Source organism: Pseudomonas sp. 1L-B-1-E-C1, from assembly GCF_057291835.1.
On sequence record NZ_JBXAWN010000004.1, the window covers coordinates 244,832 to 268,318 of the forward strand.

Consider the following 23,487-nt stretch of genomic DNA (forward strand, 5'->3'; position numbering starts at 1 on the left):
CTCGGCCGGCGCATTGATCAGCTCCGACAGCGCATCGGGCTGGCTCTTGAACGCGCGGGCGAACACATCGCGATTCTTCGCCATGTAGATCCCGGCTTCTTCCACTTGCTGTTCGGTCAGGGACGGAACGGCTTTTTGCAGCACATCGGCCAGATATTCGGCCAGTTCGAGCATTTTGTCATGACGATCAGCTTCGGCTTTATCCATGAACAAGCGCTCCAGATCTCGGCTGCTGCGGTATACCACTTCGACGGCCATTCACCACCTCACATGCCTTCACGTTAAGTTGTCTTGACGACTACTGTATCCATATACAGCGAAAAGGATAAGCGAATCCCGGCGCCATGGGTAGTGGCTTTTCAATGTAGACCGGATTTGGCGTTTGTCAGGGGACGGTGTCGCTGCTATAGCGAGCAGGTTCGCTCACACAGAAACTCCAGCGGTGCGACCAAACGCCACGGCGCGGGATTTGCTGCGGATCGCCATGATGCGTGGCCCTGAACCTGCATGAAAACCGTAGCTACAAGGCGCGCGCGCAAAACCGTCACGTGCGATACGCATCATCCGCCCGAAACGGGCTAAGGAAACTCATCGTGAAAATCAACTGGGCCGAGAAACTGCGGCGTAACGTGCATCAACTGGCCGAGTCCCTGGGCAACCTGTTCGTCGAAACCTTTCACTACCTGGCGTTGTTCGCCATCGGTGCGGTGACGGCGTGGGCGGCGGTGATGGAGTTTCTTGGCATGCTCGAAGTCGGGCACATCAAGATCGATGACATTCTGTTGCTGTTCATCTATCTGGAACTGGGCGCGATGGTCGGGATTTACTTCAAGACCAACCACATGCCGGTGCGCTTCCTGATCTACGTGGCGATCACCGCACTGACGCGCCTGCTGATCTCCAATGTCTCGCACCACAACCCGCCGGACATGGGCATCATCTACCTGTGCGGCGGCATTCTGTTGCTGGCATTTGCGATCCTGGTGGTGCGTTACGCCTCGTCGCAGTTCCCCTCGGTGAAGATCGAGAACCCGCAGCGCAAGATCGGCACGGGCTCCAGCGAACATCCTGAAGTGGAGAAGGGCGAGCTTTAAAGGCCCGCCGCCTGGCCCGGCTGGCCTTTGACGCGAGGCGGTGGCGGGGTCAGTCCGGCGCCGCTGGTCATGGCTTCGAGAATTGACATGGCGCTGTGGCCTTGTTCGATGGCAATACCGAACTGAATGCTCTGCACCAGCCGTTTCAAACGCTCGGGGTCGTTGCGCTGTTCGGCGCTGATCATGCGCTTGGCCACAATGCGGCCGGCGTTGGACAGGGTCAGCATGATGCTGCCGTCCAGGCCCTGAATGCTCAGATTGATCTGATAGTCCGGCGCAAAAGCATCGGTAATGATTTGAAATGGGTTGTCCATGATGCGTCACCGCCTGATTGAACGTGCAGTTGTTGACCGGCCATGATCCGATTTGGTTCGCAACACCAGACCACTGGCATCTCGTTCGCTGAGGTTTGCAATGTCCGTTTGCCTCAAGAGTGATGTAGCAAGGCGCATGCCGGAAAAATTGTCGAACAATGAACACGGTGCAAAAGACGGCGAGCCTCGCGGCTCGCCGTTTTTTATGGCGCGTTTTCGGGGCAGTAATGGGGCGATGATCGCTGACGGTGCAGTCAGGCCGATCAGCACTCCACCCAGTTCACGGCCAGCCCGCCCCGTGAAGTTTCCTTGTATTTGTCGTGCATGTCGGCGCCGGTGTCGCGCATGGTGCGGATCACCCGATCGAGGGAAATGAAGTGGTTGCCGTCGCCGCGCAGGGCCATTTGCGTGGCGTTGATCGCCTTCACCGCCGCGATGGCATTACGCTCGATGCATGGCACTTGCACCAAGCCACCGACCGGATCGCAGGTCAGACCCAGGTTATGCTCAAGGCCGATTTCGGCAGCGTTTTCCAATTGCTCTGGCGTGGCCCCGAGTACGTCGGCAAGACCAGCAGCGGCCATTGCGCAAGCCGAACCAACTTCGCCCTGACAACCGACTTCGGCACCGGAGATCGAAGCATTTTTCTTGCACAAAATGCCGACGGCGGCCGCGCCGAGAAAGAACGCGACGACGTCATCGTCAGACGCATCCGGATTGAATTTCATGTAGTAGTGCAAAACGGCCGGAATGATCCCCGCGGCGCCGTTGGTCGGCGCGGTGACCATGCGCCCGCCGGCGGCGTTTTCTTCGTTGACGGCGAGGGCGAACAGGTTGACCCATTCCATCGCCGACAGGGTCGAACTGATCACATTCGGTTTGCCGATTTCCAACAGGCTGCGGTGCAGTTTCGCGGCGCGGCGGGGCACTTTCAGACCGCCGGGCAGAATGCCTTCGTGGCGCAGACCTTGTTCGACGCATTCGCGCATCACCGACCAGATGTGCAGCAGGCCTTGGCGAATCTCGGCGTCGCTGCGCCAGGCGCGCTCGTTGGCCATCATCAATTCCGACACGCGCAGATTGTGTTGTTTGCACAAAGCGAGCAGTTCGGCGGCGCTGGAAAAATCATAGGGCAACACCACGTCGCTGGTCGGCGCCATGCCAGACTCGGCTTCAGCGGCTTCGACGATGAAACCGCCGCCCACCGAGTAATAGATTTGCGTGAACAACTCGGCGCTTTCGCCAAAGGCGGTCAGCGACATGGCGTTGGGGTGGTAGGGCAGGCTCTCGTCGAGCAGCAGCAGATCACTCTGCCAGTCGAAAGCAATCGAACGCTGACCAGCGAGGCACAGTTGCCCGGTTTCGCGCAGTTGCTGGATGCGTGGATCGATGGTCGACGGATCAATGCTGTCGGGCCACTCGCCCATCAGGCCCATCACGGTGGCGCGGTCGGTAGCATGGCCAACGCCGGTGGCGGACAGCGAGCCGTACAAACGGATCTCCACCCGTCGCACGTCATTGAGCAGGCGCTGATCGATCAAGGCCTGGGCAAAGGTCGCCGCTGCGCGCATCGGGCCAACGGTATGGGAACTGGACGGGCCGATGCCGACTTTGAATAGATCGAAAACACTGATAGCCATGCTAAACCCTCACAAGCAATGGAGTAGGAATCGCTGCCATTTTTTGTCGGACAAGCGCAATGTCAGCGATACTGCCTCGCTCGGTCTGAGGTGACCAACGAAACCTCCTAAGACAGCCTTTAGCAGGACTAAACAATGAGTCGTCAATTGCATGCCCAGACCTACGTCTGGCTGCAGGTGTTTGCCTGTGCGGCGCGGCACCTGTCGTTCACCCGCTGTGCCGAAGAGCTGCACATCACCCCGGGCGCGGTCAGCCAGCAGATTCGTCAATTGGAAGAACGCCTGGGCTTTCGCCTGTTTCATCGGCGCGCCCGCGGCGTTGAATTGAGTGCGCAGGGGCAGCGGCTGGCGATTACCGTCAACGAAGCCTACGGCAGCATCGATGCAGAATTGCGTCGACTGGACGCCGGGATGATCAGCGGGACTCTGCGGTTGCGTTCGATCCCGTCGTTTCTCGGCAAGTGGCTGACTCCGCGTCTGCCGCGCTTGCAGCAACGCTTTCCGGACATCCAGTTGCGCCTGGTGGCCGAGGACAGCAGCGTGCCGCTGCATGAGGGCGATTTCGATCTGGCCATCGACCTCAACGATGGCAGTTACCCCGGCTTGTTATCAACAGCCTTGCTCGATGAGCAGATTTTCCCCGTGTGCGCGCCGAGCCTGCTGCGTGGGCGCCCGCCGTTGCACGGGCCGGCGGATCTGGTGCATTTCCCGCTGCTGCACGACATTACCGCCTGGCGTGGCAGTTACGAATATGCGGAATGGGAGTTTTACTTGAACGCGATCGGCTTCGAAGGCGCCGATGTGCGACGCGGCCACACCTTCAACCGCAATCACCTGACCATCGAAGCGGCGATTGCCGGCATGGGCGTGGCGATTGCCCGGCGCACTTTGCTCAACGATGAGCTGGAGCGCGGCACTCTGATCGTGCCGTTTGGCTTGTCGGTGCCCAACCATAAACGCTATGTGCTGCTGTATGCGCCGGGGGCGTTGAGTCATCCGGGCGTGCGTGCCGTGCATGACTGGCTGGTGGAGGAGGCGGGGATTTTTCGCAGTCAGCACCCGCTGAATGAGCAGCAGATGTGAGCGGATTTTGCCGCGAGGCGAGGCGATCCAACTCCCGACCTTAGCAGCGCTTTGCTCGGTTGTCCGGCTTTTTTTGCGAATGAATATTTTTCTTTTTTCAGGGGTTGAAATGTTCGCCGCTCGGGCCGATTGTTGTAACCAGGAGGTCAGGAAATTCACTTCAAGGCCTCCAGCGAGCTAGCTGAAATAAGGGATGAACTATGCAAATCCAAGTCAACAGCGATAACCATATTCAAAGCAGTAAGCGACTGGAGGAGTGGGTACGTACAACTATTGAGAGCACGCTCGACCGTTATGAAGAAGACCTGACCCGTGTCGAAGTCCACCTGAGCGACGAGAACGGCGAGAAACCAGGTCCCCATGACTTGCGCTGCCAACTGGAAGCGCGGCCTAAAGGCCACCAACCGATTTCCGTGACCCACAAAGCCGATTCGCTGGAACAGGCGATCGACGGTGCTGCCGAGAAACTCGAGCACAAACTGGATCATTTGTTCGGCAAACTGCGAGGTAAACCACGCGCCGCTGTAGTGCCATTTACCGGCAAGGCCAACGACAAGCTGTTGGCGGAAGAATTCGACGAGAACGAACAGGCAGCGATCAACAGTTGATGCGCTGATTTCACAAGTCACCAAAGGAGAACGGGCCTGCTGATGCAGGCCCGTTTTTTTGTTTGGGGTGTTGGTTGTTTCGCGGCAGGGTTTGAGATCGTGGCCCCTCACCCCAGCCCTCTCCCGAGGGAGAGGGGGCCGACCGAGTTGTGTAGCGTTGTGTATCGACCTGAAACACCGAGTCGATTATGGATTCCGTACGGCACTTTCCGGTCGGCGTATTTATCGGGCATCCCCCAATCAGTCCCCTCTCCTCCTGGGAGAGGGTTAGGGTGAGGGACTTTTGATCTTCAACCGATCACGGCTCAGAACGCCACCGAAGTCTGCACATACACCGTCCGCGGCTCGCCAACGTACTTGCCCTTGTTGTTGTCATCGAACGAGCGCGTGAAGTACTGCGTGTTGAAGATGTTCTTCACCCCCACCGCCACATTCAAATCCGACAGTTGCGGTCCGAAGTCATAACCAGCGCGGCTGCTGAACAGCATGTAACCGGGGATCTTGCCGGTGCTGCCGTCGGCGCTTTCCTTCGAGGTATTGGCGTTGTCGGCAAACTGATCGCTCTGGAAGCTGCTGTCCAGATTCAGCTTCCACGGCCCTTCGGTATACCCGACGCCAATCGTGCCTTTGTGTTTGGAGGAAAACGGCACGCGGTTGCCTTTGTTCGGCCCGTCCTCGCGGATGGTTGCGTCGACGTAGGCATACGTGGCGTACACGTCGAAACCGGCCAGCGCCGGGCTCAAGTCATCGAGGGCGTAATTGACGCTGGTCTCGATACCTTGATGGCGGGTTTCACCGCGGGCGATCACCGAATCGTTGGTTTGATTGCTTTCGTACTGGTTGTCGAAGTTGATCAGGAATGCGCCGATTTCCGCGCGCAGGGCACCATTGTCATAACGCGTGCCGAGCTCCCAGGTGCGAGCCTTTTCCGGTTTCACTTCGCCGCTGCTCACGCGATTCGGCATCTGACTGTATTGCACACTGCCGAACGAGCCTTCGGTGTTGGCGTACAGGTTCCAGCTGTCGGTCAGGTGATAAAGCACGTTCAGCGCCGGCAGCGCGGTGTTGTAGTCGCCCTTGTATTTGACGTTGGTCAGGTTGTTGGTCTGCTGCGACTCGATCATCTCGTAGCGCACGCCCGGGGTGATGGTCCATTTGCCGATGTCGATGCGGTCGTCGACGAAGAACGCATTGGCCTCGGTGCCGCCACGGGTATCGCGGTCGTTGCGGCTGCTGGTGGTCGGGTATTCGTTGGCGCTGATCGGCGTGCGGTAGCGCAGTTCGTGGCCCGCCTCGTTGATGTAGCGGTAGCCGATGCCGACCTCATGGCTGCTCGGACCCAGGTCGAAGCCTTGGGCGAAGCGGGTTTCCAGGCCGCGCACCCAATATTCGCGCGGCGACAGCGAAAGGAACGTGCCCTGATCCAGATAACCGCTGCGCAAAGTTTTGGTGAAGAAGGTGTTGGCGGTGAACTCGCGGCGATCTTCCTGATAGCGATAGCCGAAGTTGAACATTGTGCGGCGCCCCCAGAACTGATCTTTCGGCCGCGTCGACTGATAGGGATCGGCATCGTAATCGGCGACGTTCAGACCGCCGGGCATGTCGGCCTTGCCTTCGTAATACTGGGCCATGGCGTTGAAACTGTTGGCTTCGTCGAGCTGGTATTTGCCCTTGAGAATCAGGTCGTCGATCTCGGTATCGCTGTGCTCACGCCAGTCACCACCACGGGTGCCGGAGTACAGCAAAGCGCCGCCCAGGCCGTTGGCGTTGGTGCCGCCGGCCAGCAGATTGGCGCTGGTCTTGAAACCGTCGTGGCTCGACGACGGGCTGGTTTCAGTCTGGAAACCACCCTTGACCGTCGGCTCGTCGGGGATTGCCCGGGTCACGAAGTTGACCACGCCGCCGACGTTCTGCGGACCGTATCGCACCGCGCCGCCGCCACGCACCACGTCCACGGCATCCATGTTGCCCATGCTGATCGGCGCGAACGACAACTGCGGCTGACCGTACGGCGCGAAAGGCACCGGGATGCCGTCCATCAATACTGTCGAGCGCGCGGCCAGGCGTGGATTCAAACCGCGAATGCCGAAATTCAGCGCCATGTCATGGCTGCCGGTGCCGTTGTTCTCCGGCGCATTGACGCCCGGGATGCGGTTGAGTACGTCGCGGGCCTGGGTCGCGCCCTGGCGTTCGAATTCTTCGCGGCGGATCACATCGCGCGCGCCCGGGTGTTCGAAGACGTTGACTTGCGCCGCATCGCCGAGCCAGTCGCCGACCACGGTCGAAGTGCCCAACTCAAGCGCGGAATCTCCCAGTGGTTGCAGGCTGAAGGCATTGTCGCCCTCGGCGCGGGCTTGCAGGCCGGTGCCTTCGAGCAAGGCATCGAGGCCTTGCTGCGTCGTGTAATTGCCTTCCAGACCACGGCTTTGCACACCGCTGGTGACTTGCGAGCCGAAGGAGATCAGCACGCCGGCTTCACGGCCAAACTGGTTGAGCGCGGTTTCCAGCGACGCCGGGGCGATGTGATAAATCTTGGCTTCGGCGGCCAGTGCGGCGGGCAGGCCGGTAAAACTCAGGCTGGCGCCGAGCAGCAGATTGCGCAGGCTGCGGGCCAGGGGCGTAAGGCGGGTGGGCTGCATGTGGATGATCCTGAGAAGGTGGAATCAAGGGGGCTTTCCTTCTCTGTCACGCCAGATCTGAAAAACGGCTCATTTTTTTTTAAATCAAAAATCGCAGCCTTCTGTAGGAGCCGCCGAAGGCTGCGATCTTTTGATCTTGCTGTTCAAACCCGCGCTTCAACGCTCACCCAATAACGGGTAAAGCGCTTCACTTGCACCGGCAAACTGATCTGCAGCAGGTCGAGAATCCGCTCGCTGTCATCCAGCGGATACGTTCCGGAAATCAGCAGATCGGCGACTTTGCTGTCGCAACTCAACTGGCCGCGGCGGTAGCGGCCAAGCTCTTCGAGGAAATCGCCGAGGCGCATATGCGCAGCGACCAGCATGCCGTCGGTCCAGGCGCCGCTGTTGGCGTCCAGCGGCTTGGCTTCGCTGACGGAGCCGGCAGAAAAACTCAGTTGACGCGCGACCGGGAGCAGCAGGGGCGCGCGCTGCTTGGCGGTGAGTTCGACTCGCCCTTCAAACAGGGCGATCTGCGTGCGATCGGCGAACTGGCGCACATTAAGGCGCGCGCCCTGGGTTTTCAGCACGCCGTGCGCCGTGCGTATTTCGAATGCATTAGCAGCGCTCAACAGCATTTCGCCCTCGAGCAGACGAATCAAACGCTGCGCGTTGTCGACATCGGCGGAGCTGGCGGTATTGAGCTGCAAGGAATCGGCGCCGCCCAAGGCAATCTTGCGCCGCTGTCCGACCGGCGTGCGGTAATCGGCGAGCAGCGACGGCAGCGGCGTGTGCTCGCGCAGGCCCCAGGTCGCCGCTGAGCCAGCACCGAGAATCAGCAGCATTTTCAGCGCCTGACGACGGCTGGCGGACTTCGGCCCGTTCAACGTCGCGTGGGCCAAGGGTGATGACACGCCGCGCAAGCGCTGGTTGACCCGTTGCATGTGTTCCCATGCCCGGCGGTGTTCGCTGTGCGCATCCAGCCATTGTTGCCAGGCCTGTTGCTGGCGCGGAGTGAGCGTACCCTGCTGCATCTCCAGCAGCCAGTGCACCGCCTGTTCGGCGACTTGCGCGGAGAAATCCGGCACTCGATTCATAAAGCGAAATAGCAGCGCATCGCCGCTTTGTTCAGATGGCGTTTGACCGTGGCTATCGAGATACCCAGTTCGGCGGCGATCTGTGGATAAGTCAGCCCATCGATCTGCGCGAGCAGGAATGCGCGTTTGACCGGGCGCGCCAAACCGTCGAGCAGCTCATCGAGTTCGACCAATGTCTGCAGGATGATCGCTTTGTGCTCTTCCGACGGCGCGGCCATTTCGGGCATTTGCGCCAGGGTCTCGAGGTAGGCGCGTTCCAGATCCTGCCGGCGGTAATGGTTGAACAGTACGCGCTTGGCCAGCGTGGTGAGAAAGGCGCGCGGGTCGATGATCACCGGTGGTTCGCGAGCGCTCAGCACTTTAATGAACGTGTCCTGCGCCAGATCCGCCGCGCTGTCCGGGCAGCCGAGCTTGCGCCGCAGCCAGCCGGTGAGCCAGCTGTGATGGGCGTGGTAGAGCGATTCGACGGGATGAGCGGGCGGCAACGAAATGACTCCGGACGCAAAGTTTGCGTAGAGAACGCGCATTAGAGAACAAGAACGGTTCGCATTGTAGAGGCTGGCGACCGTGTCCGGCAATCAGATGCTTTTGCGTATGAGAATATTTATCATTAATATTGCTCGCCTGTAGATTCGGCTTGTCGGCCGGGCGTTTTTGGTTTCAGGGTCGAAACATGAAAGGCAAACTCACCACGCTTCCCATGTCCTATCGTCTGGCTGTCACCTCACGGGTGCTGGCGGCGGTTTTCGGCGGCTATCTGGTCGCGGCGCTGGCCAGTGTCACCCTGACGTTGTGGCTGCCGCTGAACCGCGCCGAAGCGGTGGTGACCGGCATGACCGTGTCCTTTCTGGTCTATCTGGTCGCGGTGCTCTGGTGCTTTGCCTGCCGCAGCGCGTGGTCAGCGTGGGTCGGCCTGCTGGTGCCGAGCGTGTTTCTCGCCACCATTTCCGGCGCCACACGCGGTCTGGGGCTGGCATGAAAGAGGGCTTCCGGCAGGCGATGGCCTGGCTGCACACCTGGACCGGGCTGGTGTTCGGCTGGTTGCTGTTCGCGATTTTTCTCACCGGCACGCTCGCTTATTTCAAAGACGAAATCAGCCACTGGATGCAGCCGGAAATAGCTGCGCATTCGCTCGACGCCGAAGCGAGCCTGACCCTGGCGCAAAACTATCTGCAGCAACACGCCGCCGGTGCCTCGCGCTGGCTGATCGATCTTCCCGATGCCCGCGATCCCGGGCTCACCGTGCGCTGGCAACAGGCGCCGGGCAAACCCGGCGAGCGCGGCCGCTTCGAATCCCGAACCCTCGACGCCCAGAGCGGGGCTGAAGTCCAGGGCCGCGAAAGCATGGGCGGCGAGTTCTTTTACCGCTTCCACTTCCAGTTGCAGATGCCTTATCCGTGGGGGCGCTGGCTGGCGACCATCGCCGCGATGGTGATGTTCGTGGCGTTGATCAGCGGCATCATCACCCACAAGAAAATATTCAAGGACTTCTTCACCTTCCGCCCGCGCAAGGGCCAGCGTTCCTGGCTCGACGGGCACAACGCCGTTGGTGTGCTGGTGCTGCCGTTTCATTTGATGATCACCTACAGCAGCCTGGTGATTTTCATGTCGATGGTCATGCCCGCCAGCATCGTTGCCTCTTACGGCAGTGACGTGCGCAAGTTTTACGACGAAGTCTTTCCCGCCTCGAAGACGCCGGAACGTGCTGAGATCGCCGCGCCGTTGACCGCCATGGCGCCGCTACTTGCCAAGGCCAGCGAGCAATGGTCGGGCGGCCACACCGCGCGCCTGTCGGTGAGCAATCCGGGCGATGCCAGCGCCACGGTGGTGCTGTCCCGCGCGGGCGATCGGGTGGTGCATGATTTCGGCCGGGCGGTGACGTTCAACGGCGTCACCGGGCAGCTTCTGAGTAGTACCCCCGATCAACCCATGGCGATGGCGGTGGGTGGCGCGTTCTACGGTTTGCACATGGGTCATTTCGCCGGGCCGCTGTTGCGCTGGTTGTATTTCATCTGCGGACTGGCCGGCACGGCAATGATCGGCACCGGGCTGGTGATCTGGCTCGGCAAGCGTCAGCTCAAGCACGTGAAAAGCACGGCGATGCCGTTCGAATTGCGCCTGGTCGAGGTATTGAATATCGCCAGCATGGCCGGGCTGGTGTCGGCGGTGGCGGGGTTCTTTTTGGCCAATCGGTTGTTGCCGGTGGGTCTGCCCGGAAGAGCCGATTGGGAAGTGAATGCATTCTTTATTGCCTGGGGCCTGAGCGTGGTGCACGCGGTGTTGCGTCCGGGACGCCAAGCGTGGATCGAGCAGCTGACGCTCGGCGCCGCGCTGTTTATCGCCGTGCCGCTGATCAATGCGCTGACTACGCCGTGGAATCTTGGCGCGACCCTGATGCAGCGCGACTGGGCACTGGCCGGATTTGATCTGACGTGCCTTGTGACCGGGATTTTCCTCGGCTGGGCTGCGCGCAAAATGCAGCGTGCGGGCAGCCGCGTCAGCGTTCGCAAAGCAAGTTCTTCGCCTCGGTCGATCACTGTCGAACAGGGTGCCAACTGATGCTGCTGGCCCTGTTGCTCACGTATGCCGGGTTCACCGCATTGTGTCTGTCGATGCCTCGCCATCATGCTGAATTGCTCGGCGCCAAACCTTCGACTGGACGGCAGCGAGCGATGGCGTTGGCCGGCTGGCTGTTGCTAGCGCTGTCGCTGTGGGCGGCGGTGGCAGCCAATGGCTGGAGCTTTGGTCTGGTCGACTGGTTTGCGTTGCTGATGCTCAGTGCTTTGGCACTGGTGCTGTTGCTGCCGTATCGCCCGCGTCTGGCCTTGGCGCTGGCCGGTTTGAGCCTGCTGGCGAGTCCGGTTGCGGCCTGGGCGCAGTGCTGACGTGCTGATCGGTCTGCCGCCGGAATCACGCGATGACGAAGTGCATGGCGCGCGTGCGCATTTTCTCCAGGTGTTTCTGTCCCAGCGTGCGCAAATGGAAGCGTTGGTGAACCGCCGCGTCGGTTGTCGGGCAACGGCGGCGGATCTGGTGCAGGATCTGTTTTTGCGCTTCTGGCGGCGGCCGCTGGTCCAGGTCGAAGAACTCAGCACCTACCTGCTGCGCTGCGCCGGCAATATCGCTATTGATCATTTGCGCAGTGAAGGCACGCGCACGCGGGTCAACGAAGGCTGGCAGCCGGACGAGCCCGACAGCCACGGCAGCGAACCCCAGGCCGCGCTCGAAGCCGGCAATGATCTGCGGCATGTCGAAGCGGCGTTGCGCGCCTTGCCCGAACGCACGCGGCAGATTTTTCTGCTCAATCGCATTCACGGGCGCAAGTATGCCGAAATCGCCAAAGCCATGGGTCTGTCCCAAAGTGCCGTGGAAAAACATATGATGCGCGCCCTCGAAGCCTGCAAGGCCAGCCTGCGCGACCCCGCGCCACGTCTGCCAGGGAAAGCACCGTGAAGCCATCCAACCCGATCACACCGACCCCGGCTCAGGAGCAGGCCGCGCTGGCCTGGCTGAGCCTGCTGCATGACCGCCCGAGCACTGGCGATCAACTCACTTTCAGTCAATGGCTACGCGCCGATCCCGCCCATGCCGAGGCGTATGCGCAGGCGCAGGTGCTCTGGGAGCTCAGCGAAAGCCCGGCGCGTACCCTGGCTGATGAAGATGCGGGCGCGCTGCAAGGTTATCTGCAGGCGATGGATGCCCCGCGTCGTTCGCCGTTGTTGCGTTGGTCTGGAGCGCTGGCGATGGCCGCGTGTCTGCTGCTGATGGTCAGCCTCGGCACGGGGTGGCAAGCGCAGCGCTGGCTCGACGATCTGCGCGCCGATCATGTCTCGGCGCCCGGCGAAATTCGCACGGTGACCTTGGCGGACCAGTCGCAAGTGACGCTGGATGCTGACAGTGCGATTGCCGTGGATTTCAGCCACGGTCAGCGCAGTGTGCAATTGATCAGAGGCGCCGCTTTCTTCAGCGTCACCCACACCGGCGATCCGTTTGTGGTGGCGGCGGAGCAGGGCGAGGCTCGAGTGCTGGGTACCCAGTTCGAAGTGCGTCGGCAACCTCACGGAGCGCAGGTCACGGTGTTGTCCGGGCGTGTCGCGGTGACGGCGGATGAGCATGGCGAACAGCAGATTCTCACTGCCGGCCAGCAAGTCGCCTACGCCGACGGCACGGCGGAAAAACTGCATACCGTCGACAGCGATGCACAACTGGCCTGGCGCCAGGGTTGGCTGACTTACTACAAGACCACGCTGGCTGATGTGGTGGAGGATTTGCGCCGCTATTACCCGGGGCGGATTGTGCTGCTCAACGACGAGCTGGCGGCGCGCAAGGTCAGCGGCAGCTTTCCGAGCAAGGATCCGCAGGCGGTGCTCAATTCGCTGCAAGGGGTGTTGGGGTTTGAGCAGCATCGGGTGTTGGGGCAGTTGATCATTCTGCGTTGAGGCAGCAAAAGATCGCAGCCTTCGGCAGCTCCTACATTGGAATGCGTTCCCCTGTAGGAGCTGCCGAAGGCTGCGATCTTTTGATCTTCAAAATTATTTTCGATTTATGGTGAGGTAACTCCGGGGCCCATCCGTGTAGTGACTGAAACTGCGAGCCATTCGCATCCGTTGCGGTTCTACACAGGTCATTGAGCAATGAAGTCCAGGGCAAAATCCGGTTCGGTCAAACAGTGGTTAAGCGTGTCGGCGTTGAGTTTTTCCGCGTTGGCAGCGTTGCCGGTGAGTGTGGCGCTGGCCGCTGAAGCGGTGAGCAATCACGCGCAGCAGTACACTTTTTCCCTCGCCGCGAAACCGTTGCCGCAAGCCCTGAGCGACTTCAGCCGCGTGACCGGGCAAAGCGTGGTCTACACCGACGAAGCGCCGTACGGCCTCAATGCTCCGGCCGTCAACGGCCAGATGAGCGCCGAGCTGGCCCTGCAACGCCTGCTGGGCAATTCCGGCCTGAGCTTTCGCCGCACTGACAGTCATACCCTGGCGCTGGAGCCGATGCCGACCGAAGGCGCGCTCAATCTCGGCGCTACAACGATCACCTCGACGCGCGATGAATCGCTGAGTTATCAGCCGCCAGAAACCAGTTCGGTGATGCGCTCATCGGCGTCGTTGCAGGAAATACCGCAGACGATCAATGTCATCCCGGCGCAGGTCATTCGCGATCAGGCGCCGCGCAATCTCGATGACGCGCTGGCCAATGTCAGCGGCATCACCCAGGGCAACACCCTGGGCAGTACGCAGGATTCGGTGATGACTCGCGGCTTTGGCGACAACCGCAACGGCTCGATCATGCGTGACGGCATGCCGCTGGTGCAGGGCCGTGGCATGAACGCCACGGTCGATCGCGTTGAAGTGCTCAAGGGCCCGGCCTCATTGCTTTACGGGATTCAGGATCCAGGCGGCGTGGTCAATCTGGTCAGCAAGAAGCCCGAACTCACCGAGTACAACGCTCTGACCCTGCGTGGTTCGACCTACGGTGACGGCAAGAACGGCAGCGGCGGCGCCTTCGACAGCACCGGTGCGCTGGGCGATTCCGGCTTCGCCTATCGCATGATCGTCGATCATGAAGACGAAGATTACTGGCGCAACTTCGGCACCCACCGCGAGACGCTGATCGCACCGTCGCTGGCTTGGTACGGCGAGCGTACCAAACTGTTGTTTGCTTACGAGCATCGCGAATTTCTCACGCCGTTCGACCGTGGCACGCTGATCGATCCGCGCACCAACCATCCACTGGATATCTCGCGCAAAGAGCGTCTTGACGAGCCGTTCAACGACATGGAAGGGCGCTCGGATCTATACCATTTCGAAGCCGACCACGAACTCAACGACGACTGGAAAGCCCACTTTGGCTACAGCTGGAACCGCGAAACCTACGACGCCAGCCAAGTGCGCGTGACTGCGATCGACACCAACAAAGGCACACTGACCCGCAGCATGGACGGCACCCAGAATGCGATCAGCACCGACCGCTTCACCACCGCCAGCCTCGAAGGCAAAGTGAATGTACTGGGCATGCAGCATGATCTGGTGTTCGGCGTCGATGACGAGTACCGCAAGATCTACCGCGAAGATCTGATCCGGCAGAAAAGCCTGACCACGTTCAGCTATCTCAACCCGGTGTATGGCCGCGAAGTGATGGGCACTACGGTGAGTGCGCCCGACAGCGCGCAGACCGATAAGCTGCGTAGCGATTCGCTGTTCCTGCAGGATTCGATTCACCTCAACGAGCAGTGGATTCTGGTCGCTGGTGGACGTTTTCAGGAGTACGACCAGTACGCCGGCAAAGGCGTGCCGTTCAAGGCCAACACCGACAGCAACGGGCAGAAGTGGGTACCGCGCGCGGGCCTGGTCTATCGCTACACCGATGCCTTGTCGTTCTACGGCAGCTACACCGAATCGTTCAAACCCAACTCGACCATCGCCCCGCTGAGCGGCAGCAGTACCGTGCTTGACGGCAGCATCGCGCCGGAAGAGGCCAAGTCGTGGGAGCTGGGCGCGCGGCTGGATATGCCGGGCAGCATCACCGGCAATATCGCGTTGTTCGACATCAAGAAACGCAACGTGCTGGTGGCCAACTCCGAAGGCCCGACGACGATTTACAGCGCCGCCGGCGAGGTGCGTTCACGCGGTCTGGAAGTCGATGTCAGCGGGCAACTCAGCGAGCGCTGGAACCTGATCGGCAGCTACGCCTACACCGATGCCGAAGTCACCGAAGACCCGGAATACAAAGGCAAGCGTCTGCAGAACGTGGCGAAGAATTCCGGGTCGCTGTCGGCGGTGTACGACTTCGGCAATGTGTTTGGCGGTGATCAACTGCGTGTCGGGGCGGGGGCGCGGTATGTCGGCGAGCGCGCAGGCAATGCGGTGAATGATTTCGATCTGCCGAGCTATACCGTGGCGGATGCGTTTGCCACTTACGACACCACGGTCGAGGGGCAGAAGGTCAAGTTTCAGTTGAACGTGAAGAACCTGTTCGATCGCACCTATTACACCTCGTCGGCGAGCCGCTTCTTTGTCTCGATGGGGGATTCGCGGCAGGTTTCCTTGTCGAGCACTCTGGAATTTTGAGTCAACGTCAAAAGATCGCAGCCTTCGGCAGCTCCTACATTTGGAATGCGTTTCCCCTGTAGGAGCTGCCGAAGGCTGCGATCTTTTGACCTTCTAACGCAAAAACGCCTGCCGATACTCGCCCGGCGTCCCGCCTAAAACCTGCCTGAAACGGTTGGTGAAATGACTGGCACTGGCAAACCCGCACGCCAGCGCAATCTCCCCCAATGGCAGCGCTGTGCCGCGCAGCAATTCCCGCGCCCGGCTCAAGCGTCGCGCCAGCACGTACTGGTGCGGCGGTAGCCCGAAGCTCAGGCGAAACATCCGCGCGAAGTGGTATTCCGACAACGCACACAGCCCGGCCAGTTGCCCGAGGCTGATCGGCTCGGCTATCTGATTGTCAATGAACTCCACCAATTGCCGGCGCTGATGCGGCGCCAGCCCGCCCTTCAAGCGCAAGCCCTGCCGCGCGCCGACCTGACTGAGCAAGGTGTGGCTGATCAATTCATGGGCGAGGCTACTGCTCAGCAGACGTTCAGCAGGCTCGCCCCAATTCAGCGTCAGCAACTGCCGAAAGCGCTTCGCCTGCTGCGGATCTTCAAGAAAAGTCTGTTCGCGTAATTGCATCTCGCGCGGCTCGCGATCCAGCAAAGTGACGCAACCGAGGGCGAATTGTTCGGCGCTGAAATACAGGTGCGCCAGACGAATATCACCGTTGATCACCCAGCCCGATTCATGATCGGCCGGCAGGATGCACAGCTTGTCCGGCCCGCCCTTGTGGCCCGGATGGCCGCGCCGGAATGTGCCGGTGCCGCCGGCGATGTAGCAGGACAGCGTGTGATGACTCGGTGCTTCGTATTCTTGGGCGTCGTGGTGGTTGGTCCACAAGGCCGCTGACAAGCCGTCACCGAGCTCGGCGCTGTGCACCAGACGTGCATTCTGCGAGCGGTTGAGGGCTTGAAAGACTTGCAGGGTGTCGATTGCGGCCATGTGCGGTTCTCTCCAACGACTCGCATCCTACTCCGTAGAGGCGACGCTGCCAGCCTGCTGGCTGACAAAAGCGCAAGATTGTGCAAGCGTCGAGGGATGGCGGAGGAAGACACTCAAGGCCTGTTCAAGGAGTGTTTGCCATGAATCTGTCGTTATACCTGCTGACCGTGCTGATCTGGGGCACCACGTGGATTGCGCTCAAATGGCAATTGGGCGTGGTGGCGATTCCGGTGTCGATCGTCTATCGCTTCGGCCTGGCCGCGCTGGTGTTGTTTGCGCTGTTGTTGCTCTGCCGGCGCCTGCAACCGATGAACCGCCGTGGGCACTTGATCTGCGTGGCGCAGGGCCTGTGCCTGTTCTGTGTCAACTTCATGTGTTTCCTGACCGCCAGCCAGTGGATTCCCAGCGGACTGGTGGCGGTGGTGTTTTCCACGGCAACGCTGTGGAACGCACTGAATGCGCGGGTATTCTTCGGTCAACGCATCGCGCGCAATGTGCTGATGGGCGGTGCGCTGGGCCTGTTCGGCCTGGGCATGCTGTTCTGGCCGGAACTGGCCGGCCACCGCGCCAGCCCGCAAACCTTGCTGGGGCTTGGTCTGGCTCTGTGCGGCACCTTGTGTTTCTCGGCGGGCAACATGCTGTCGAGTCTGCAACAGAAGGCCGGCCTCAGACCGCTGACCACCAATGCCTGGGGCATGGCCTATGGTGCGGCGATGCTGACGGTGTGGTGTCTGCTCAAAGGCATTCCCTTCGACATGGATTGGTCCCCGCGGTATGTCGGCGCGTTGCTCTATCTGGTGATTCCCGGCTCGGTGATCGGCTTCACCGCGTACCTGACGCTGGTCGGGCGCATGGGCCCGGAGCGTGCGGCTTACTGCACAGTGCTGTTTCCGGTGGTGGCGCTGAACGTGTCGGCATTTGCCGAAGGTTACCAATGGACCGCGCCGGCGCTGGTCGGGCTGGTGTTGGTGATGCTGGGCAACGTATTGGTTTTTCGTAAACCGAAAACGCTGTTGTCAGCAGGGCAGGGGAAGTTGGCCTGATAGAACGAGCGCTGCTGTTCAGCGCTCAACTTTCAATGTGATGTAAATCATCACCGGGAAGATGAAGTCGACAATATGTCTTGCCCAGTCCTTGGCATTCCATGATTGCGAAGTGTCCATGTCGAACCATTCGACGCCGACCGTTTGCAGGCACACGTAGTAAATGAAGATGGCAACCAATATGCCCATGATCGAAAACTTCTTGGCTTCATGAAATTCCGCGGCCGATGCATCGACGTAGCGATATAACTGGTAAGTGCCGATCAGGCACAGCACCGTATAAGTGACTTCCATGGTGATGATGAACCAGTAGATCCGGTGATGGATCATGGGTGAGTCAATCGCCCGATACATGATGTTTTCGCTGGCATTGGTAGTGTCCATGCTCAGGATGTGCGCGACGTAAGTGTAGTTGGACTCGTAGTCGGTGAAGTTGTGAATCATTACCAACAGGCCAAAGAAACTTATATAAGCCATCAGAATTACTTTGCTGTAACGAATGAGTTTGTCGGTGGTCAGGGTGTTCACGGAACTTGCTCTCCATGGCAATCAATCAATAAGTTGATAAGTTGCGAGAGCTTATAGTGCAGTTGCTTGGTCTGGCTTTTTTGTTCGGTTGCAAGTTATGTACGAAGAGTAAGTGAAGCGCCAGCGCAACAGTGCACTGGCGCTCTTTTCAGCCGCGCCAGACTTCCGGATTGACCAGATCCTGCGGACGTTCGCCGAGCAGGGCGCTGCGCAGGTTGGCGAGGGCTCGGTTGGCCATGGCTTCGCGGGTCTCGGTGGTGGCCGAGCCGATGTGCGGCAGGGTGACGGCGTTTTTCAGCTGGAACAGCGGAGATTCGGCCAGCGGTTCTTTTTCGTAGACGTCCAGCCCGGCACCGCGGATGCGGTTGTTTTGCAGGGCTTCGATCAACGCCGGTTCGTCGACCACCGGGCCGCGCGAAATGTTGACCAGAATGGCACTGGACTTCATCAGCGCCAGCTCGCGATGACTGATCAGATGGCGTGTCTTTTCGCTCAACGGTACTACGAGGCAGACGAAATCGGCTTCGGCGAGCAGCTCATCGAGGCTGCGGAACTGCGCACCGAGTTCTTGTTCCAGTTCAGTCTTGCGGCTGTTGCCGCTGTAGATGATCGGCATGTTGAAGCCGAAGCGACCGCGTCGGGCGACGGCGGCGCCGATGTTGCCCATGCCGACGATGCCGAGGGTCTTGCCGTGCACGTCACTGCCGAACAGCGGCGCGCCGACACTGGCTTGCCATTGGCCGGCCTTGGTCCAGGCGTCGAGTTCGGCGACGCGGCGGGCGCTGCTCATGATCAGCGCAAAGGCGAGGTCGGCGGTGCTTTCGGTGAGCACGTCGGGGGTGTTGGTGAGCATGATCCCGCGTTCGTTGAAGTAGTCGAGGTCGTAGTTGTCGTAGCCGACCGAGACGCTTGAGACCACTTCGAGTTTTGTCGCGGACTCCAGTTGCGCGCGGCCGAGTTTGCGACCGACGCCAATGAGACCGTGGGCGTGGGGCAGGGCTTCGTTGAACTGGGCGTTGATGTCACCGTTCTTTGGATTTGGGACGATGACGTCGAATTCTTCTTGCAGACGTTCGATCATGGGCGGGGTGATGCGGCTGAAGGCCAGGACTGTTTTTTTCATTGGGTTTGGGCTCGTCGGGGCTTGATTGCAAGCACGCTAACATTTTCTCGCTCGGGTTGTCTTGGCGGCCTCTGGGCCGACCAGGTTCTTGGGGTTTTGGGTGAATATCCGTTTCTTCGGGTGTTGCTGATTACGGTTCCGCCCTTACGGCGGGTCACCTTTTTCAAACGCCAAAAAGGTAACCCAAAAGGCTTGCTCCTGCGTTCGGCCCTCGCAGGCTCGGGTTCCTTCGCTGCGGGATCGATCCGGGCGCAGCGGCTCCGGTTTGCTTCGCTGCACCTCCTTCCGCTGTGTTCGACTTCGTCGAACGGTCGCTGCGCTCCCACGCCCGGATCAATCCCTCCGCTCAGCCTTCCGACGTCGCCGGTGGATCAAGATCAACAGCACTCGAGCTAACGCTCATTGTTGAGTGGGGCGGCTTTGCCGCGGGCAGCTGCGCTGCTTTGGTTTTGCTTTTGTAGGAGTGAGCCTGCTCGCGAAGGCGGCCTGACAGCCGACCTGTTTCTTACGGTTGTACCCAATCCAACTGTAGGAGCAGCCGAAGGCTGCGATCTTTTGCTTTTGCTTTTGCTGTTTTGTGGGAGCGAGCCTGCTCGAGAAGGCGGCCTGACAGCCGACCTGTTTCTTGCGGTTGTACCCAATCCAACTGTAGGAGCAGCCGAAGGCTGCGATCTTTTGCTTTTGCTTTTGCTGTTTTGTGGGAGCGAGCCTGCTCGCGAAAGCGGTTTATCTGACACCTCGCATGTTGGATGTGCCCAAGCCTTCGCGAGCAGGCTCGCTCCCACGGGGTCAGCTGTGTGTCGGGGATTGGTGGATTTCGTAATTATCCAGCACCCGATTCACCGCCAGTTCCGCCAGCATGATCACCTGCTGGATGGCCAATATCGTGTGCCGCTGTGGGCTGTCGACGTAGGCAGCGATGTCGCTGCTCATGATGCTGGCCGAGGCCAGGGATTCGCAGGCGTGGGCCAGCAGGCTTTCGTTGTCCTGGTCGGGGGCGACCTGGAACATGGTGCTGGGTCTGTGGCTTTGTTGCGCGTTGGCGGACGGTTTGAGGTAGGGATCCAGCGCACGCTCTGCGGCGTCGTGGAGTTTTTTCGAGTCGGGGGATTGGTAGGGTGAGGTGCTTTCGGATTCGGGGGGATTGGGTGTGGGTTTGAACATGGTGAAACTCCATTCGGAAGTGGAGTTCGCGCACTGACTGCGACCAAGCAATCGGGTGGCGAACCGTACGCGGGTTGGTCGACCAGGGAATGGAAACCCGGCAGGGCCGAAGCCCTCCCACGCACAGCTCGCCATTAAGCATGCTTGAAAATGTGCGCCATTCTAAACCCGGACGACCAAGCCCGGTCGCTGATTCGTCAGCAACCGCCAAATCCTAGCCAGCGCACTTCCGACGGACAACCTGCAAAACCTGTCGGAAACTTCCGTGAAAATACCGTGGTGTAGGAGCGGCCGTAGGCTGCGATCCGTTGATTTTTAAACAGCAAGATCAACAGATCGCAGCCTCGTTGTACTCGTCAGCTCCTACACGAAGTCAGCGGTGTTTAAAGTCAGGTGGCGACGCGCGCGCCAGCCAGACTCCCGCTCAATTCATACGCGACCAGTTCCGCCTGATGCGCCGCCAATATCTCCGGCAACGATCCGCGCAAATATTCCACCCAGGTCTTGATCTTCGCATCCAGGTACTGCCGCGACGGGTAGATCGCATACAGGTTCAGTTCCTGCGAACGGTAGTTCTGCATCACTCGGACCAGGGTGCCGTTGCGCAGGCCTTCGATGGCGGCGTAGACCGGCAGCACGCCGACGCCCATGCCGCTGGTGATGGCGGTTTTCATGGCGTCGGCGGAGTTCACCAGAAATGGCGAGCTGTTGATGGTGACCGTTTCCTGGCCGTCCGGGCCGTCGAAGGCCCATTTCTCCAGCGGAATCACCGGGCTGACCAGGCGCAGGCAGGCGTGGTTGAGCAGGTCGCTGGGTTTCTGTGCGGCGCCGTTGGCTTTCACGTAGGCCGGCGAGGCGCAGACGATGCTGTAGGTGATACCCAGGCGCTGAGAAACGAAGCCGGAATCGGGCAGTTCACTGGCGAGCACGATCGAGACATCGTAGCCCTCGTCGAGCAGGTCCGGCACGCGGTTGGCCAGGGTCAGGTCGAAGGTCACGTCGGGGTGGGTCTTGCGGTAGCGGGCGATGGCGTCGATGACGAAGTGCTGGCCGATGCCGGTCATGGTGTGCACTTTCAGCTGACCGGCCGGGCGCGCGTGGGCGTCGCTGGCTTCCGCTTCGGCTTCTTCGACGTAGGCGAGGATCTGTTCGCAGCGCAGCAGGTAGCGTTTGCCTGCCTCGGTCAGGGCGATGCGCCGGGTCGTGCGATTGAGCAGGCGGGTTTGCAGGTGGGCTTCCAGGTTGGAGACCGCGCGCGAGACGTTGGCGGTGGTGGTGTCCAGTTGCACGGCGGCGGCGGTGAAGCTGCCCGCTTCGGCAACACAACTGAAGGCGCGCATGTTTTGCAAAGTGTCCATGGGGTGCTCTCAAGGGAGATGGCAAATTGTGACACGAAGTTTCGGAGGCTGAGACCCCCGACCAAGGGATTATCTCGTTAACCGTAACAAAGATTCACAGAAATCCCAGCTTATCGCCGCACAGGCACCTCCATAGAATTGCGCCGGTCCCTGTGCAGGAGCTGCCGAAGGCTGCGATCTGTTGATTTTGTTTTAAGGGAAGCAAGATCAAAAGATCGCAGCCTGCGGCAGCTCCTACACGGTCTTCGATCTATCCCTCTCTCAGGAATTCGCAGCTGTGCCGCGTCGCATCAACAGAGCGCTTTTGCCGCTCAGTGTTCTGGCTTTAACCCTGGCTCTCGGCGGCTGCATCTCTACCCAAGGCATTGCCCCACATGGCGAGTCGCTGGAGGCCGATTCACTGGCCACCGACGCGGCCATTGCCGAGGCCGCCAAAGACGCCCACTGGCCCACCGCCCAATGGTGGCAAGCGTTTGGTGATGCGCAACTCAATCGCTGGATCGACCTCGCCGTGCAGGGCAGCCCGAGCATGGCCATGGCCGCCGCGCGTGTGCGTCAGGCGAAAGCGATGGCCGGTGTTGCCGAGGCGGCCGAGGCGTTGCAGATCAACGGCCAGTCGACCCTCAAGCGCCACAACTGGCCGACCGATCAGTTCTACGGCCCTGGCGATCTGGCCAACACCACCACGTGGGACAACAACGCCGCGCTCGGCTTCAGCTACGCCCTCGACCTGTGGGGCCGCGAGCGCAATGCCAGCGAGCGGGCGGTGGATCTGGCGCATGTGAGCGTGGCGGAGGCGCGACTGGCGCAGCTGGAACTGCAGAACAACATCGTCCGTGCCTACATCGAGCTGTCGCTGCATTACGCCCAGCGCGACATCGTCGCGGCGACGCTCAAGCAACAACAGCAGATTCTCGATCTGGCGCAGAAACGCTTGAGCGGCGGCATCGGCACGCACTTCGAAGTCAGCCAGGCCGAAACGCCGTTGCCGGAAACCCATCGCCAACTCGATGCGCTGGACGAGGAAATCGCTCTGAGCCGCAACCAGATTGCTGCGTTGGCCGGCAAGGGCCCGGGCGCTGCTGCGCAACTGCAACGGCCGACGCTGTCCCTCGCGGCGCCATTGAAGTTGCCCTCGGCATTGCCCGCCGAACTGCTCGGCCAGCGTCCGGACGTGGTCGCCAGTCGCTGGCAAGTGGCGGCGCAGGCACGCGGCATCGATGTCGTCCACGGCGGGTTTTATCCCAACGTCGATCTGGTCGGCAGCCTCGGTTACATGGCCACCGGCGGTGGGGCGCTGGAGTTTTTGACCGGCAAGAAACTCAACTACAACGTCGGCCCGGCGATCTCGTTGCCGATCTTCGACGGTGGCCGATTGCGCGGCGAATTGGGCGAAGCGGCGGCCGGTTATGACATCGCCGTGGCGCATTACAACCAGACGCTGATCAACGCGCTGAAGAACATTTCCGATCAGTTGATCCGCCGCGAGTCGATGGACAAGCAGCAGGACTTCGCCGCTGAATCCGTGGCGACGGCGCAGAAGACTTACGACATCGCGATGATCGCCTATCAACGCGGCCTCACCGATTACCTCAACGTGCTGAATGCGCAGACCTTGCTGTTCAAGCAACAGCAGGTGCAGCAGCAAGTGCAGGCCGCGCGGTTGAGTGCGCATGCGGAATTGGTGACGGCCTTGGGTGGCGGCCTCGGTGCGGGTAATGACGTGCCAACAGCGGAGCAAACCCAAGCCCCGAAAACCCCGGCGCTGCTGCGGTGAACACAGCATC

21 protein-coding genes and 1 pseudogene are annotated in these 23,487 nt (G+C 60.5%); 11 read left to right on the forward strand and 11 right to left on the reverse strand.

Annotation, left to right across the window (positions count from 1 at the left end):
• Nucleotides 1–3 precede the first annotated feature (3 nt).
• Nucleotides 4–258 (reverse strand): annotated as a pseudogene (locus tag AC0Z4S_RS09390) (YebG family protein); the annotation flags it as partial.
• Nucleotides 259–593: 335 nt separating this feature from the next.
• Here AC0Z4S_RS09390 and AC0Z4S_RS09395 point away from each other — a divergent pair.
• A complete protein-coding gene (locus AC0Z4S_RS09395; RefSeq protein WP_016771633.1) occupies nt 594–1,094 on the forward strand; it encodes a phosphate-starvation-inducible protein PsiE in 501 nt (166 codons plus the stop codon).
• Here the strand turns inward: AC0Z4S_RS09395 and AC0Z4S_RS09400 are convergent.
• The gene (locus AC0Z4S_RS09400) at nt 1,091–1,408 is read right to left on the reverse strand and encodes a DUF3509 domain-containing protein (protein WP_016771632.1); all 318 of its coding nucleotides are present in this window, start codon (nt 1,406–1,408) and stop codon (nt 1,091–1,093) included. The genes AC0Z4S_RS09395 and AC0Z4S_RS09400 overlap by 4 nt on opposite strands.
• A gap of 263 nt (nt 1,409–1,671) precedes the next feature.
• A complete protein-coding gene (locus AC0Z4S_RS09405; RefSeq protein ID WP_485622771.1) occupies nt 1,672–3,048 on the reverse strand; it encodes an L-serine ammonia-lyase in 1,377 nt (458 codons plus the stop codon).
• A 135-nt stretch (nt 3,049–3,183) separates the two neighbouring features.
• Here AC0Z4S_RS09405 and AC0Z4S_RS09410 point away from each other — a divergent pair, with 135 nt between their 5' ends.
• Together AC0Z4S_RS09410 and AC0Z4S_RS09415 are read left to right on the forward strand one after the other, a co-directional pair.
• Nucleotides 3,184–4,131, forward strand: a complete 948-nt coding sequence (locus tag AC0Z4S_RS09410) for a LysR substrate-binding domain-containing protein (protein ID WP_253499157.1) — start codon at nt 3,184–3,186, stop codon at nt 4,129–4,131.
• Nucleotides 4,132–4,331: 200 nt separating this feature from the next.
• Complete coding sequence (locus tag AC0Z4S_RS09415) at nt 4,332–4,739, forward strand: HPF/RaiA family ribosome-associated protein (RefSeq protein ID WP_016771629.1); 408 nt, start codon at nt 4,332–4,334, stop codon at nt 4,737–4,739.
• 305 nt (nt 4,740–5,044) lie between these two features.
• On the opposite strand, the gene fecA is transcribed toward AC0Z4S_RS09415, so the two are convergent.
• From fecA to AC0Z4S_RS09430, 3 genes are all read right to left on the reverse strand, one after another.
• Nucleotides 5,045–7,378 carry a TonB-dependent Fe(3+) dicitrate receptor FecA gene (gene fecA, locus AC0Z4S_RS09420; RefSeq protein ID WP_485622773.1) on the reverse strand — a complete coding sequence of 778 codons (2,334 nt, stop codon included), beginning with the start codon at nt 7,376–7,378 and terminating at the stop codon, nt 5,045–5,047.
• Nucleotides 7,379–7,521: 143 nt separating this feature from the next.
• Nucleotides 7,522–8,454, reverse strand: coding sequence for a DUF4880 domain-containing protein (locus AC0Z4S_RS09425; RefSeq protein ID WP_485622774.1), 933 nt, complete (start codon nt 8,452–8,454; stop codon nt 7,522–7,524).
• Nucleotides 8,451–8,981: a sigma-70 family RNA polymerase sigma factor gene (locus tag AC0Z4S_RS09430; RefSeq protein ID WP_485622775.1), complete on the reverse strand. Its 531-nt coding sequence runs from the start codon at nt 8,979–8,981 to the stop codon at nt 8,451–8,453. The genes AC0Z4S_RS09425 and AC0Z4S_RS09430 overlap by 4 nt, the downstream gene beginning before the upstream one ends.
• A gap of 146 nt (nt 8,982–9,127) precedes the next feature.
• Between AC0Z4S_RS09430 and AC0Z4S_RS09435 the strand changes: the two genes are divergently transcribed.
• From AC0Z4S_RS09435 to AC0Z4S_RS09460, 6 genes are all read left to right on the forward strand, one after another.
• Nucleotides 9,128–9,433, forward strand: a complete 306-nt coding sequence (locus AC0Z4S_RS09435) for a DUF3649 domain-containing protein (RefSeq protein ID WP_485622776.1) — start codon at nt 9,128–9,130, stop codon at nt 9,431–9,433.
• The gene (locus AC0Z4S_RS09440) at nt 9,430–11,013 is read left to right on the forward strand and encodes a PepSY-associated TM helix domain-containing protein (protein WP_485622777.1); all 1,584 of its coding nucleotides are present in this window, start codon (nt 9,430–9,432) and stop codon (nt 11,011–11,013) included. The genes AC0Z4S_RS09435 and AC0Z4S_RS09440 overlap by 4 nt, the downstream gene beginning before the upstream one ends.
• A complete protein-coding gene (locus tag AC0Z4S_RS09445) occupies nt 11,013–11,339 on the forward strand; it encodes a DUF3325 domain-containing protein (RefSeq protein ID WP_485622778.1) in 327 nt (108 codons plus the stop codon). The genes AC0Z4S_RS09440 and AC0Z4S_RS09445 overlap by 1 nt, the downstream gene beginning before the upstream one ends.
• Nucleotide 11,340: 1 nt before the next feature.
• The gene (locus AC0Z4S_RS09450) at nt 11,341–11,907 is read left to right on the forward strand and encodes an RNA polymerase sigma factor (protein ID WP_485622779.1); all 567 of its coding nucleotides are present in this window, start codon (nt 11,341–11,343) and stop codon (nt 11,905–11,907) included.
• Nucleotides 11,904–12,893, forward strand: a complete 990-nt coding sequence (locus tag AC0Z4S_RS09455; protein ID WP_485622780.1) for a FecR family protein — start codon at nt 11,904–11,906, stop codon at nt 12,891–12,893. The genes AC0Z4S_RS09450 and AC0Z4S_RS09455 overlap by 4 nt, the downstream gene beginning before the upstream one ends.
• Before the next feature lie 195 nt (nt 12,894–13,088).
• Complete coding sequence (locus AC0Z4S_RS09460; RefSeq protein ID WP_485622781.1) at nt 13,089–15,515, forward strand: TonB-dependent siderophore receptor; 2,427 nt, start codon at nt 13,089–13,091, stop codon at nt 15,513–15,515.
• 93 nt (nt 15,516–15,608) lie between these two features.
• On the opposite strand, the gene AC0Z4S_RS09465 is transcribed toward AC0Z4S_RS09460, so the two are convergent.
• Nucleotides 15,609–16,484: a helix-turn-helix domain-containing protein gene (locus AC0Z4S_RS09465; RefSeq protein ID WP_485622782.1), complete on the reverse strand. Its 876-nt coding sequence runs from the start codon at nt 16,482–16,484 to the stop codon at nt 15,609–15,611.
• Between the two features lie 140 nt (nt 16,485–16,624).
• On the opposite strand from AC0Z4S_RS09465, the gene AC0Z4S_RS09470 reads away from it, so the two are divergent.
• Complete coding sequence (locus AC0Z4S_RS09470) at nt 16,625–17,527, forward strand: DMT family transporter (protein WP_485622783.1); 903 nt, start codon at nt 16,625–16,627, stop codon at nt 17,525–17,527.
• 18 nt (nt 17,528–17,545) lie between these two features.
• Here the strand turns inward: AC0Z4S_RS09470 and AC0Z4S_RS09475 are convergent, their stop codons facing one another.
• The 4 genes from AC0Z4S_RS09475 to AC0Z4S_RS09490 all read right to left on the reverse strand — a co-directional run bounded on the left by AC0Z4S_RS09475 (nt 17,546) and on the right by AC0Z4S_RS09490 (nt 21,700).
• The gene (locus AC0Z4S_RS09475) at nt 17,546–18,055 is read right to left on the reverse strand and encodes a DUF2165 family protein (protein WP_471877437.1); all 510 of its coding nucleotides are present in this window, start codon (nt 18,053–18,055) and stop codon (nt 17,546–17,548) included.
• A gap of 148 nt (nt 18,056–18,203) precedes the next feature.
• On the reverse strand, nt 18,204–19,178 hold the full coding sequence (locus AC0Z4S_RS09480; RefSeq protein ID WP_485622784.1) for a 2-hydroxyacid dehydrogenase: 975 nt from the start codon (nt 19,176–19,178) through the stop codon (nt 18,204–18,206).
• Nucleotides 19,179–19,967: 789 nt separating this feature from the next.
• On the reverse strand, nt 19,968–20,342 hold the full coding sequence (locus tag AC0Z4S_RS09485; protein ID WP_485622785.1) for a DUF6124 family protein: 375 nt from the start codon (nt 20,340–20,342) through the stop codon (nt 19,968–19,970).
• Nucleotides 20,343–20,731: 389 nt separating this feature from the next.
• Complete coding sequence (locus tag AC0Z4S_RS09490; protein WP_471877433.1) at nt 20,732–21,700, reverse strand: LysR family transcriptional regulator; 969 nt, start codon at nt 21,698–21,700, stop codon at nt 20,732–20,734.
• A 277-nt stretch (nt 21,701–21,977) separates the two neighbouring features.
• On the opposite strand from AC0Z4S_RS09490, the gene AC0Z4S_RS09495 reads away from it, so the two are divergent.
• Entirely contained in the window at nt 21,978–23,477 is a 1,500-nt protein-coding gene (locus AC0Z4S_RS09495) for an efflux transporter outer membrane subunit (RefSeq protein WP_485622786.1), read from the forward strand.
• The last annotated feature ends 10 nt before the right edge of the window (nt 23,478–23,487 follow it).